This window comes from Pseudoalteromonas sp. SWYJZ12, from assembly GCF_015864395.1.
In the GTDB taxonomy this organism is placed as follows: domain Bacteria; phylum Pseudomonadota; class Gammaproteobacteria; order Enterobacterales; family Alteromonadaceae; genus Pseudoalteromonas; species Pseudoalteromonas arctica.
Window position 1 is genome coordinate 1 of the sequence record NZ_JADYXH010000023.1, and the last position, 13,625, is coordinate 13,625.

Annotated in this window: 13 protein-coding genes; 6 read left to right on the forward strand and 7 right to left on the reverse strand. The window is 39.0% G+C overall.

The features are described from left to right. The first annotated feature begins 469 nt into the window (after positions 1–469). From I6F42_RS17650 to yegD, 5 genes are all read left to right on the forward strand, one after another. Positions 470–2,743 carry a TonB-dependent receptor gene (locus I6F42_RS17650; protein WP_010555137.1) on the forward strand — a complete coding sequence of 758 codons (2,274 nt, stop codon included), beginning with the start codon at positions 470–472 and terminating at the stop codon, positions 2,741–2,743. 116 nt (positions 2,744–2,859) lie between these two features. Next, entirely contained in the window at positions 2,860–3,159 is a 300-nt protein-coding gene (locus I6F42_RS17655) for a hypothetical protein (RefSeq protein ID WP_007581307.1), read from the forward strand. A gap of 75 nt (positions 3,160–3,234) precedes the next feature. Then, on the forward strand, positions 3,235–3,891 hold the full coding sequence (locus tag I6F42_RS17660; protein WP_010555136.1) for an HAD family phosphatase: 657 nt from the start codon (positions 3,235–3,237) through the stop codon (positions 3,889–3,891). A gap of 33 nt (positions 3,892–3,924) precedes the next feature. Then, positions 3,925–4,767: a DNA ligase gene (locus I6F42_RS17665; protein WP_010555135.1), complete on the forward strand. Its 843-nt coding sequence runs from the start codon at positions 3,925–3,927 to the stop codon at positions 4,765–4,767. A gap of 62 nt (positions 4,768–4,829) precedes the next feature. Continuing rightward, a complete protein-coding gene (yegD, locus tag I6F42_RS17670; protein WP_007581315.1) occupies positions 4,830–6,194 on the forward strand; it encodes a molecular chaperone in 1,365 nt (454 codons plus the stop codon). Positions 6,195–6,213: 19 nt separating this feature from the next. Here yegD and I6F42_RS17675 read toward each other — a convergent pair whose 3' ends face one another. The 3 genes from I6F42_RS17675 to I6F42_RS17685 form a co-directional block, all read right to left on the reverse strand. Next, positions 6,214–6,678, reverse strand: a complete 465-nt coding sequence (locus tag I6F42_RS17675; RefSeq protein ID WP_002958191.1) for a methylglyoxal synthase — start codon at positions 6,676–6,678, stop codon at positions 6,214–6,216. A gap of 67 nt (positions 6,679–6,745) precedes the next feature. Further along, the gene (locus tag I6F42_RS17680; protein WP_010555134.1) at positions 6,746–7,390 is read right to left on the reverse strand and encodes a LysE family translocator; all 645 of its coding nucleotides are present in this window, start codon (positions 7,388–7,390) and stop codon (positions 6,746–6,748) included. Then, positions 7,387–8,586 (reverse strand): multidrug effflux MFS transporter, encoded by a 1,200-nt coding sequence (locus I6F42_RS17685; RefSeq protein ID WP_007581320.1) that lies wholly within the window; start codon positions 8,584–8,586, stop codon positions 7,387–7,389. Before I6F42_RS17685 ends, I6F42_RS17680 begins: the two co-directional genes overlap by 4 nt. 183 nt (positions 8,587–8,769) lie before the next feature. On the opposite strand from I6F42_RS17685, the gene I6F42_RS17690 reads away from it, so the two are divergent. Continuing rightward, positions 8,770–9,243, forward strand: a complete 474-nt coding sequence (locus I6F42_RS17690; RefSeq protein ID WP_193226136.1) for a hotdog fold domain-containing protein — start codon at positions 8,770–8,772, stop codon at positions 9,241–9,243. 21 nt (positions 9,244–9,264) lie between these two features. Here I6F42_RS17690 and I6F42_RS17695 read toward each other — a convergent pair whose 3' ends face one another. From I6F42_RS17695 to hppD, 4 genes are all read right to left on the reverse strand, one after another. Next, entirely contained in the window at positions 9,265–9,747 is a 483-nt protein-coding gene (locus I6F42_RS17695; protein ID WP_024607173.1) for a polymer-forming cytoskeletal protein, read from the reverse strand. After that, positions 9,737–10,900 carry a M23 family metallopeptidase gene (locus tag I6F42_RS17700; RefSeq protein ID WP_010555131.1) on the reverse strand — a complete coding sequence of 388 codons (1,164 nt, stop codon included), beginning with the start codon at positions 10,898–10,900 and terminating at the stop codon, positions 9,737–9,739. Before I6F42_RS17700 ends, I6F42_RS17695 begins: the two co-directional genes overlap by 11 nt. Positions 10,901–11,044: 144 nt before the next feature. Continuing rightward, positions 11,045–12,358, reverse strand: coding sequence for a fumarylacetoacetase (gene fahA / locus I6F42_RS17705; RefSeq protein ID WP_010555130.1), 1,314 nt, complete (start codon positions 12,356–12,358; stop codon positions 11,045–11,047). Between the two features lie 136 nt (positions 12,359–12,494). Further along, entirely contained in the window at positions 12,495–13,541 is a 1,047-nt protein-coding gene (hppD, locus tag I6F42_RS17710) for a 4-hydroxyphenylpyruvate dioxygenase (RefSeq protein WP_010555129.1), read from the reverse strand. Positions 13,542–13,625 lie beyond the last annotated feature (84 nt).

Genomic DNA, 13,625 nt, shown 5'->3' on the forward strand with positions numbered 1-13,625 from the left:
AAAGATGATAAGGGTATTGTGAAGCAACCAAAAGATCGGTCAACCGATCAAAAATACCTTAACTGATCGGTGTTAGCTCTTGGGCGGCTTTTAATAAAAACACAGGTGTTTCTATTTTAGGTTAACATGTAAAACAATCCCTTCTTCCTACTCTATTTTATTAAACTCAATAAAGGACATATGTCCTTAATATTAGAATTTTGCATCTAAATAGTGATAAAAACACGTGATTTTGTAGTTAAATGTTGCAAAAAAGTTTCTAATTATGTCTATATTTATGCAGTAAAATTGTCACACAATGGTATAATCTTAATCGTTCGTTCAGCCTTATAACATCGTTTTTGTACTCTCGGTAATAAGGTCCGCGCGCATGACGCAAGTCGCGAAAAATTGAACGAGCCCGCAATGAATACATTGCGCAACACAAAAAACCGTTGAACAAGAGTGCACAAAAAAGGTTAAACCCAACATGAAAGCAATGAAAAGATCTACGTTAGCTACCCTAATCAATGCAACGTTGTTCTCTGCAGTAGCAGGTACTTCATTTTCTTCTTTAGCTGCTGAAGAAAAAACAGCTAAAAAAAGTAATCAACTAGAAGTTATTCAAGTAACAGCTCGTAAACGTGTAGAAAACGCTCAAGAAGTACCAGTAGCAGTATCTGCTCTACAAGGTGATAACCTTGATGCGTATAGCTCAGCTGGTATGGATATTCGTTTTTTAAATGCGAAAATTCCAAGTTTATCTATTGAATCTTCATTTGGTCGTTCATTCCCACGCTTTTACGTTCGTGGTTTAGGTAATACCGATTTCGATTTGAATGCATCACAACCAGTATCACTTGTTGTTGATGAAGTCGTTCAAGAAAATGCAATTTTAAAAGGCTTCCCAGTATTTGATGTTGAACGCGTAGAAGTATTACGTGGACCACAGGGAACTTTATTTGGACGTAACACGCCAGCTGGCCTTGTTAAGTTTGATACTGTTAAACCAAGCCAAGAATTTGATGGTTATGGCTCTGTTTCATATGGTAGCCGTGGCGCTGTAGACACAAGTGGTGCTGTAGGTGGTGCTTTAACTGACCGTTTATCTGCTCGTGTTTCATTATTATGGCAAGATAAAGACGATTACATTGATAACCAAGCTCCAGGCTTTGAAGCTAAAGACGAGCAAGGTGGTTACACTGAAAAAGCGGCACGTGTTCAGTTTTTATATGAAGGCGATGATTTTACTGCTTTATTAAACTATCACACACGTGATTTAGATGGCTCGCCTATTGCCTTTCGTGCAAACGTAATTAAACCAGGTACTAATGAGCTTGTAGACAACTTTGAAAACGATATTGTTTATCAAGATGCAGCATCTCGTTCTACTCAACAAGTAGAATCGGAAGGTGCAAGCTTAAAGCTTGAGTGGGAACTTAAAAACCACACAATCACGTCTATCTCCGCATGGGAAAGTGCTGAAATATATTCGCGTGCCGATATCGATGGTGGCTACGGCGGCTTTTCAATAGATGATGTTCCTGTTGCTATGGGGCCTGATTCTATTCCATTTTTTAATGAAAGTGCGGATGGCATTCCAGATCACGACCAGTTAACGCAAGAGCTACGTTTATCTAGTAACTTTGATGGTGATTTAAATTATCAAGTAGGTGTATTTTACTTTGATGAAGAGCTAACAATTGAAAACTTTAGTTATGACACTTCAAATAATGGTGTTTTAAATGGTTATGTTCGTCAGCAACAAGATACAACTGCTTGGGCTGTATTTGGCTCAGTAGATTATACCTTTACAGATGATTTAAAAGTAACCGCAGGTCTTCGTTACTCTGACGATGATAAAGATTTTGTAGCTTACCGTACTATAAGCCCAATTGGTGCCGGTCCGTTACCACCTGTTAAACAAAATGTGAGCGATGATCATATTAGCTGGGATTTATCAGCAAACTATAAAGTTAACGACGATATTAACTGGTACGGCCGCGTAGCTAACAGCTTCCGCGCACCGAGTTTACAAGGTCGTATTTTGTTTGGTAATGATGTAACGACTGCTGAATCAGAAACAATCACTTCTTACGAAACTGGTATTAAATCAGACGTGCTAGACGGGCAAGGCCGTGTTAATGCCACTGTGTTTTACTACACAATGGATGACCAGCAACTTACCGCTGTTGGTGGTGGTGCTAACTTTAACCGCTTGCTTAATGCTGATAAAACAACAGGCTATGGTTTTGAACTAGACTCGCAGTGGGTATTAAGTGACGAATTTAATGCTACATTTAACTTAAGCTACAATAAAACTGAAATCAAAGATAGCAATCTAAGTATTGCAGCTCCTAATCGTCCAACGTTAAATATTACAGACCCTGTAGTAGACGGTAAAGTATTTCTTGATGGTAATAGCTTACCGCATGCTCCTGAGTGGATCTCTAACTTTACGCTTCGCTACACTAAAGAACTTGCCGATGGTAACTTCTTCGCAAGCGGTGATATTTCTTATCGTAGTAAAATCAATATGTTCCTTTACGAATCAGTAGAGTTTGAAGGTAAAGAGCTTATTGAAACAGGTTTGCGTACAGGTTACACATGGTCTGAAGGCGATTACGAATACGAAGTAGCCGCTTTTGTTCGTAACTTATTTGACGAGCAACAAGTTATTGGAGCTGTAGACTTTAATAACAATACGGGTATTGTTAACGAAGAACGTTACGTAGGTGCTGAGTTTAAAGTTAGATTTTTCTAACTAATAGCTAAAAGTATTTACTTTAAAAGCCTGCATTGCGCAGGCTTTTTTATTTGTATAACCCCTTTTAGAGCTGCTAAAGTAGCGCCTAATTGGTTTATTTAAAGAGAAGAGCAATGGCTGGATTTTGGAATTACCGTGTAATTTTTTGTGAAGCAACGAAAGACGAAGCAGCGCAATATCAAATACACGAAGTAGAATATAACCTGAACGGTAAAGTGACTAACTGGTCAGAAACAGGCGCAGCCCCTTTTGGTACAACACTTGATGAGTTGAAAGATGACTCAGATCGTTTAAAAACAGCATTTGAAAAGCCTGTACTTAAAGTTATGCGTAAAACGCGTGGCTACGAGCTTGTTGATGTTGATACGGGTGAAGAAGCAACGGGTGAGCCACCAGCTGGCTTAACGCAATAACAACAATTTAATAAAAGGTGCTTAAGGCGCCTTTTTTATTGTCAAAATTTGGCTTAGGTTAAATAAGGAATGAGGATGACATTAGAAGCAGTATTATTTGATATGGATGGCACATTAGTTGATTCAGAAAGCATGCACTTTGTATGTTGGAGTAAACTACTTAAGCCTTATGGTGTTAGTTATTTAGAAAATAATTTTTGTCAGCGCTTTTCAGGACGACCCACTTTAGAAGCTGCAATCGAAATTAAGCAAGAGCATAACTTATCAGTAAGCGCACAGTTTTTAGCGGATGAAAAATACCGCTTATTTGGCGAATATGTAATAACACATTTACCACCACTGATGCCGTTTACTGAGCAAACGTTGAAAGCTGTAAAAGCGAGTGGCTTAAAAATGGCGCTAGTAACGGGCAGTGCTAAAAGTGAAGCTATGCCAATACTTAAAGGTTTAGGATTTTATGAGCTGTTTGACACCGTGGTAACAAAAGACGATGTAACTAATCCTAAACCTGCTGGAGACCCATATTTACTGGCACTTAAGCAGATAAATATACAGGCAGGCAATACAATAGCCGTTGAGGATACATTTACCGGCGTTACGGCGGCCAACAACGCCTTGTTACGTGTTGTAGCCATTGCTAATAGCCACACAAAAGATCACGATTTTAGCCAAGCTACATATAAAATGAGTAACTTAGATGAGTTTTGGCAATGGGTGCAATCTCAACTATAGTTTAAGCCAACTTTTACTTGCTTGGATGCGCCAATGTTTACTATTAAATACCTGCTTTTAATTGTTGTTGTACTTTTTACGCAATGTATAAGTGCAGCACAACCTTCTGTTTTACTGGCTAAAGTATATAACGAAACTAAACATTACGATGTAAGTAAGTATTTAGTCAGTGAAAAATATGATGGCGTAAGAGCTATATGGACTGGCACGCAGTTTGTTACTCGCAAGGGCAATATTATTAATGCGCCGAGTTGGTTTACAGCGCCATTGCCAAATGTATGGCTTGATGGTGAGCTATGGACCAAGCGTGAGCACTTTTCTAAGCTTAGTGGCATAGTAAGAACTAAAAAACCTAATAATCATGATTGGCAAACTATTACTTATAAAGTATTTGATATGCCAGATGAAAATCTGCCTTTTAGCACTCGTTATAAAAACTATAATGAGCTTATTACTAGCCTAAACTCGCCGCACATTAGCGTTGTAGTTCAATATAGCTTTACTAATAATGAGCAGCTCACAGAATATTTTGAAAACATAACTAAGCAGGGCGGCGAGGGCGTAATGCTACATTTGGCTAGTGCTAAGCACAGCAATGGCCGAAGCAATGCATTACTAAAATTAAAACCTTATTTAGATGCAGAAGCGGTTGTGATTGCGCATTTACCAGGTAAAGGAAAATACCAAGGTATGTTAGGGGCATTAAGGGTAAAAACAGCACAAGGGCAGGTGTTTTCTATTGGTACAGGGTTTAGTGATGCAGAACGTTCCACTGCACCTGAGATAGGTAGCACTGTAACGTACCGATTTCATGGATTAACAAAAAACGGTTTACCGCGTTTTGCTAGTTTTTTACGAGTAAGAGATAGTTTATAACATTTATAATTTTTACAAAGTGTGCTAAATTGCGCGGCCTTTTTGGTAATGTGTGGTGAAGTATGTTTGTAGGTTTTGATTACGGTAGTTCTAATTGTGCTATGGGTGTAATGAGCGAGGGTAATGTTCAATTAGTACCGCTAGAGCAAGGAAAACATTACTTACCGTCTACACTTTACACTCATCACAGTGCCTTGGTTGTTGACTTTGTTGCTAAGCACTTACATGGCACAGCCCATGAGCATGACTTTTTAACACAGCGCCAAGCATTATTAAATACCTTACCTCGTATTAAGTCAGACCTTGATTTACAGCCTTCAGATGAAACCCTATTTATTGGTCGTGAAGCGATTAGCGAGTACGTGCAGTTCCCTGAAGAAGGCTACTTTGTTAAGTCCCCTAAATCATTTTTTGGCGCAACAGGTTTAAAGCAAGGTCAAATTAACTTTTTTGAAGATATCGCAACCGCGATGATCTTAAAAATTAAGCAACGCGCTGAGCTCTCTTTAGGTAAAACACTTACACAAACAGTGATTGGTCGCCCAGTAAACTTTCAAGCTGTGGGTGGTGAGCAATCAAATCAACAAGCGGTCGGTATTTTAGAACGTGCTGCTAAACGCGCTGGTTTTAAAGACGTAGAGTTTTTATATGAGCCACTTGCTGCGGGTATCGATTACGAGAGTGATTTAACTCAGGATCAAAAAGTACTCGTTATTGATATTGGTGGTGGTACGAGTGACTGCTCGTTTGTACAAATGGGCCCGAGTTTTAGAGGAAATAGCCAGCGCGATGGCGATTTTTTATCTCACAGTGGTAAACGTGTTGGCGGAAACGATTTAGATATTGCTTTGAGCTTTCATGGTTTAATGCCGTTATTGGGTTTAGGCAGTACGTTTAAATCAGGTCTACCTTTGCCTAATCAAGCGTTTTGGCAAGCGTGTAAAATTAACGATGTAAATTTACAAAGCCAATTCTATAGTGAAAGCCATACCCGAGAGCTAAATGCACAATTACGTGATGTAAGTGCACCTGAGCTTTATAAGCGTTTAATACATTTACAGCAAAACAAGCAGGGTCATCAGTTAGTACAACAAGGTGAAGCGGCTAAAATAGCACTTTCGTCAGCTAGTGCGTTTGATTGTGATTTAAGCTTTTTAGATAGTGGGCTGAATAAAAATGTATCGGTAAGCGATTTAGCTGTTGCCGTTGAGAGTAGTATTAGCCAAATAGTTACTTTAGCAAAACAAGCAATCAGCGACGCTGCGACCACGCCAGACATTATTTACTTAACAGGCGGTAGTGCACAGTCACCATTGATTAAAGCGGCTTTAAGTGAGCACTTAGGTAATATAAAAATGGTTAACGGGGACCACTTTGGTAGTGTAACTGCTGGCCTGACTAAATGGGCCAGCATGCTTTATAAATAACCTAGATTACAATTGAGGTTTAAAGATCTATTTGTCGGGTTGCGAGGTATTTTTCGTAATCTGGCAATGTACGTTCAAGCTCTACATCCATAAGTGGTGAGCTTAATAACATATCTGCACTCACCTCATTACACGCCACCGGAATATTCCAAACAGCGGCTAAACGCAGCAGTGCTTTAACATCAGGGTCATGAGGCTGTGATGCTAATGGGTCCCAAAAAAATATCAAAACATGTATCTCATGTTCAGCTATTTTAGCGCCAAGTTGTTGATCGCCGCCCATAGGGCCACTTAATAGCTGAACTACATCAAGTCCCGTGGTTTTTTGAATTAAATGCCCTGTAGTACCTGTGCCATATAAAGTGTGCTTACTTAGTATTTCTTTGTGCTTTTCACACCATAATTTTAATGCTGCTTTTTTACCGTCGTGGGCAACCAAAGCAATATTTTTTTGTGCGGGAAGAGATTGTGTTTTTTGTTCCATGCTGATTCTTTTTTATTAGTTAGCTTAAACTCTGGGTAATAAATCTCTTAACCAAAGTGCAGGTTAGTTAAAATAATAGATTGATAGCAAGGGCTATAAATACAATGCCGGTGATCCTATCAATCCAAAGTTGGCTATTTGGGTTACGTCTAAAAAACTGTGCAATTTTGTCGCCAAAATAAATATACGTGCAGTCAATCGGAAAAGCAAAAATAGGGTAAAGCAAGCCAAAAAAAGCGAGTTGAAAAGTAGCAGATGAAAGCGTTGGATCTACAAATTGCGGAATAAATGCAATAAAAAACAGCGCCACTTTAGGGTTTAGTACTTCAGTCATCATGGCTTGAAACATGACATTACTTTTTTTACTGGTACTTATATGCGGTTTATCGGTTTGCTTGTCATCAGATATAGGCTCTGGCTGCTTTAGCGTGCCTTTAATCATCATAAGCCCCAAATAACATAAGTATGCTGCGCCTACATATTGCACTGCGGCATAGGCACTTGGGGAAGCTTTTAGGACTGCGCTTAGGCCTACAACAGCAAATAGAGTATGAATAACCCCACCTAATGCAAAACCAAAAGCACTTTGCATACCGGCGCTTCGACCATTAGCAAATGTTTGTGCCATCAAAAATGCATTTGATGGCCCAGGTGCTACAGCCATTAAAAAGCTGGCTAATAAAAACGAGACTAAAAAATCAGGATTGATCATTGAGCGCTTTTAGTTGGGTGTAAAGTATGTGCTTTTTTGCTCATTAAAATAAGCCAAAGCGGAACTAGCAATAATAAGTGAAAAGCAATTAACCACGGTGTACTTAACCCCAAATATTGGGTTAAAACAACGAGTATACTCGCGCCACTCATTTGCATAGCACCAAGTAATGCCGAGGCTGTGCCTGCTTGTTTAGGAAAACTCGACAGAGCCATACCTGCAGCTGAGCCTAAACTTAGAGCAAAGCCTAATGCTGCAATTAAAATAGGTAACATAAGCGCAAATGCCGTCTCTATACCGCTAAGGGCTAGCATTAAAACGCCTGAAAAAACCAGTACACTCACACCGACACGCAAAGCACGTTGGCTATTTCGTTTAATGTACGTTGGTAAAATAAAACTAGCGACAATACTTATTACGGCGTTTAACGTAAACCAAAAAGTAAAGTCGGCTACAGTGCCGCCTAAATGCGTAATAAGCCAGCCTGGAGCTAGCGTCACATAAACTAATATTGCCGACATTGAGACCATGCAAATTAGGCTATTAAACAAAAATACCGGTGTTTTTATAATAGGTGTAAAGCGACGTAAATCTAAAATATGCCCCTGATAATGGCTATCAGCAGGACGAGTTTCTCTAAAAAAGAATAGCGTAACAACAAGCCCTACAATGGCAAACGCGGTTAAAAACATAAAGTTCATACGCCAGCCAAATTGTACGGTAAGCCAAGCTCCTAAAATAGGTGCCATTGCCGGAATAAAGCACACAATCCCGTTAAGGTAGGTAATCATTTGTCCACTTCGTTCACTGCCATATTTGTCACGCACTATCGCAAATGCGACAACAAATGTGGCACAGGCTCCAAAACCTTGCAGGGCACGTGCAATCATCAATACTTCAAAAGAAGGCGAGTAATAGGCAAGTAATGCTGAGCCTGCATATAAACTTATACCCACTATAGCCACTGGCTTTCGGCCAAACCTATCGGCCAAAGGCCCCGCAATTAATTGGCCTAAACCTACTGTTAGCATAAAAATAGCAACGGTTTGCTGAACTTGTTGTTCTGTAACTGCAAATTGTTCTGCAATAGTAGGAAAAGCGGGTAAGTAAATATCGATTGCCATAGGGCAAAATATAACGAGTAACGCTAGGATAAGTAACAAAGTCATATTAGGTTTAGCGGGCTGTGTTTGCATTGAGTCTCCTTTTGCCGAGTATTTTAGGTGGGCACTCGTAAAAAAGAAAGGGCTTATGACCCCTGCATAGGTTGTCATTTTTATTTTTTGATTGGATTAAGCTAAAAAGGCAGTGTAAATGCACTTTTTAAAACTGGTCTGATGTGTTAATTTGAAAAAAGTAACTGTTGATGGAAAATAATAATGAGTAATAAATCTGCACTTGTACAAACATGGCATAAATTTAAGCGTCTACCTTTTGGGAATTGGCTTTTTACTAAAGCTGTTTGCTTTAAAGCGCCATATTTTGGTTCAATGAAACCTTACGTGCTCGACCTTCGAGAAGGGCATTGTAGTGCGGTGGTTAAAAATCGTCGCAGCGTTCATAATCATATTGGAACTATTCATGCTATTGCGCAGTGTAACTTAGCTGAATTGTGTGCAGGTGTAATGGTTGATGCAACAGTGCCAGTTAAAACGCATCGTTGGATCCCAAAAGGCATGACAGTTAGGTATTTGGCTAAAGTAGATACAGATGTAAGAGCAGTCGCTGAAATTGATTTACCACACAAGTGGATTGATAAAGAAGACTTAGTAGTACCGGTTAAACTGTATAATACCCGCAATGAGCTTGTTTTCACTGCAGATATTACTATGTACATTACTGAGAAAAAGTAACTTACGTAAAGCTGATTTGACTTAGCTTTTATCAGCGGCTTGTTTATTTACAAATGATAAGTCGCTGCCATCTTCCTTCAACAATGCTTTAACTTCTTTTGCGGGTTTTAGTTCTTTCGAAATTAGTTCAGGCTCTTCTTTTTCAAAGCGCTGTTTTAAACTGCCTTCAATTACTGCACCTGCATCAATACTCAATGTATCGTGAAACACATCGCCATGAACATGAGCGCCACTTTGTACTTTTACTTCACTGGCATTAATTGAGCCAATAACTTTGCCTTTAACAATAACGCTTTTAGCTTCAACAATACCTTCAACAACACCCGTTGAGCCAATAACTAAATGCTCCACTTTTATATCGCCATCAATGCGGCCATCAAGCTGTACTTCACCTTGGCTAACTAAAGTGCCTGTAAGGCGTACGTCTTCAGAAATAATAGACGGAGTGTGATTTACTCTTTTTAAATTAGAGCTAACTGTTTTTTGTTTTTTTCTACCAAACACGAGAAAGCGCCTTTGTTATTTTTAGAGGATTGACTTGTTTACCGTTAAGTAATACTTCGTAGTGTAAATGAGTACCTGTACTTCTGCCTGTGCTGCCCATTAAACCGATTACATCATGTTTAGTGATTGATTGACCTTTTTTTACTTTAATTTTATTTAAGTGTCCAAATCGAGTCACTAAGCCGTTTTTATGTTCAAGCTCAATAAAGTTACCATAACCACCATTGCGACCGGCACGAAGCACTACAGCGTCTGCTGGGGCAAATATCTCGGTTTTATGCCACCCGGCTAAATCAATTCCTTTATGAAAGGCATGATTACTATTCATGGGATCTTTTCTAAGGCCAAAACTACTCGAAATATAATATTTAGCTTTAGCTAAAGGCAGGGTGTTTGGTAGTTCAGTTAAAAAGTTTTCTAAATTATTTAATGCTAATAACTTATCAACGATAGCTAAAAAATGGCTTGGAATTTTTGTTTCGTTAAATGTATCAAGTGGGCCACCTTGTGCGGTCGTTTGGGCACTTAATATTAAGTGTTGCTCAAGCGCTGACTCAATTCCTGCGCCTTTAACCATAGCTAAAATAGCTTGGTGACGTTCGCTAATTTGGTTATCTAAAAAGTTAAAGCTTTGCTCATAATGATTATTTAAGTTGGCCACTCTTGTTGCGAATGTAATTGGAGCGATTAACTGTGCTTGTTTACCTTTTTGATTTTCATCGACTAATGGCTCATGAAACTCATTGCCATTTTCATTAATAGGTACATCAAGTTCTGTATCAAGCTTAATGACATCTTTGCTAATCGAAGCGGGAAGGGATTCTATCATGTTTTGCAGTAGCGCCTGCTTTTGCTCAAGTATTGCAAGTTGTTCTAATTGCGTTGCTTGCAGGGCTTGCTGTTCACTGACTTTTTGTTGCCAAAGTGTTTGTTTGTTTATTTGACTTTGTTCTATGTCAGATATTTTATTAGTTTGTGTGTAAACACGAAAGCTCGAAATACTCAGCCAAACAAAAGTGGCTAAAATAAGCGATGCTACAAGAAGTTGAAACCAAGAGGCTAAAACAACATGCTTAACTTCGCCATTTTGGCGAATAAGTAGCTGACGAGCTGGGAAAAATTTATGATAAAAAGACTTTATAAATACTGACATGGCATATAAACACTGGCTATTAACCGAATTAAGATAGCAATTTGAGTTAAAAAAGCTAGAAAAAAATTGTAACTGTTCAAAAATTAATAAAAAAGGGCTGCTTTTAGTAAGCAGCCCTTTTAATAATTATTTTTAATACTCGTATTACTTTGTAGGCAGTACTGTGCTCTCTACAGAGCCAAAACCTATACGTGCATAGCCTTCTTTTTCACACCAGCCGCGCATAATAACGTTATCGCCATCTTCTAAAAAGCTACGTTGTTCGCCATTGCTTAGCGTAATTTTTTCTTTACCGCCACGAGATAGTTCAAGTAAAGAACCCGCTTCTTCGTGCGTTGGGCCCGACTGAGTGCCCGAACCTAACATGTCACCTGGCATAAAGTTACAGCCATTTACTGTGTGGTGAGTAACCATTTGTGCCACAGTCCAGTAAGAGTGCTTAAAGCTAGATGTTGATACACGCGTTGGGTTATGGCCTTCGCTACGCATTTTTTGCGTTTGGATTTTAACATCCATTTGAATATCAAAAGCACCTTGGTCTCGATTCGCTTTTGACTCTAAATAGTCCATAGGCTGTGGATCGTTTTCATCACGCGTCCAGCTTGTTCTATAAGGTGCTAGCGCTTCGGTTGTAACAATCCAAGGCGATACAGTTGAGGCAAAGTTTTTAGCTAAAAAAGGACCAAGCGGTTGATATTCCCAAGCTTGTAAATCGCGAGCTGACCAATCGTTAAACACACAAAAGCCAAATACGTGGTTTTCTGCATTTTCAATCGCGATTGCATCGCCCAGTGCATTGCCTTTACCTAAGTAAATACCCAGTTCTAGTTCGTAATCAAGGCGTTTACAAGGACCGAATGACGGCACTTCTGCATCAGGCGCCTTAGTTTGGCCTTTAGGGCGATGAAATGTTTGACCCGATACGTCAATAGATGAAGAACGACCATGATAACCAATAGGTACCCATTTATAGTTAGGTAATAATGGGTTGTCAGGACGAAATAAACTACCCACAGCTGTAGCATGATAAATAGAAGTGTAAAAGTCAGTGTAATCACCGATACGGCAAGGCAAAGAAAACTCTATATCAGATTGTGCTACTAGCGTATCGCTAAGCGCTTGTTGGTGCTCAGAGCCTGCTCGTAGTGCTTTTGAAAGCGCTAAACGAAGTGCTGACCAATACTGCCCCCCTAAACCCATAAATGTATTTAGAGTTGCTTCACTTGCTGCATCAGCGGCTGTTTTAGCGTCACCTGTTAAAACATTTAATTTACTCAGTTTTGCTAAATCAATTACTTGGTCACCAATTGCAACACCACCACGAAAGGCCTCATCAGACCCTTTACGGCGAAACTCTGCAAACGGTAAGTTTTGAATAGGGAAGTCGCAATTATCAACATTAGCTGACTCTACCCAGCTGGTTAAATTAATATCGTGGGTTTCGTTAATTAGGCTCATTACATTTCCTTTGGATTTTACTGTATGGCGACAAGGTATAGTTTATTTAATCATACTTGTACTTGGCGCCATACTTTTTAAATATTAAAATGACAAAAAGCAGCGAAGTTCGCTGCTTTTAATTTACTCAAATATTTTATAAAACGCCGCGACGCTCTTGGTCGCGTTCGATTGATTCAAATAATGCTTGGAAGTTACCTTCACCAAAGCCACCATCATCAACGCGTTGGATCATTTCTATAAAGATTGGACCAAATAAGTTTTTAGAGAAAATTTGTAATAAATAACAATTTTCACTTTGGCTATCTACGAGTATCTGGTGCTTACGAATTTTTTCTTTATCTTCAGCTACCCAAGGTACACGGTCAAAAATAGTATCGTAGTACTCTGGGATAATATCGAGCGTTGCAATTGTTGATTTATCAAGCTTATCAAGAGAACTTACTAGGTCATCTGTTAAAAACGCTAAATGTTGAACGCCTGGGCCGTTGTACTCACCAAGGTATTCATCAATTTGGTTGTTATCGTTACCTTTACCTTCGTTTATTGGAATAGAGAAGGTGCCGCATGGCGATTTAAGTGCATACGAAATAAGCGCTGTTTTTTGACCTTTAATGTCAAAGTAGCGTACTTCTGTAAAACCAAATACGTCTTTATAAAAGTTAGCCCATTTTTCCATGGTGCCTTTATAAACGTTATTGGTTAAATGATCGATTCGGATAAAGCCTTTATCTTCTACAACATTTTGCGTTTCTAAATCTTCAAAATCACTTTCGTAAATAGTGCCTTTGTCGCCAAAATTTTCAATAAAGTAAATTAGGCTGTCGCCAATGCCATAAATTGCAGGGTAAGGCATGTTTTTATGTGTTGAATCAGTGGCTGGTTTTGCACCACGCTCTACTGCAGTTTCAAATGCTTTTTGCGCATTCTCAACACGCCAACCCATCGAACAAATAGCAGGACCATGGCTTTTAGCAAATTCTGCAGAAAAACCTTCACGCTCGTTATTCAGTAAAAAATGAATATCGTTTTGGTTGTAATAAACAATGTCTTTACCTTTGAATTTTTTAAGCTTAGAGAAGCCAAAATCAGTAAATACTTTATCCATATAATCAGCATCAGGTGTTGCGTATTCGGTAAATTCAATACCGACTAAACCTAAATAGTTATTTACTTCACTCATTATTATTACTCCCGCAATTAAGCACTGCGATTATGTGTTGTTGTCATATTGCCGTAGATAATCAACCAGATTTTTGATTTGGGG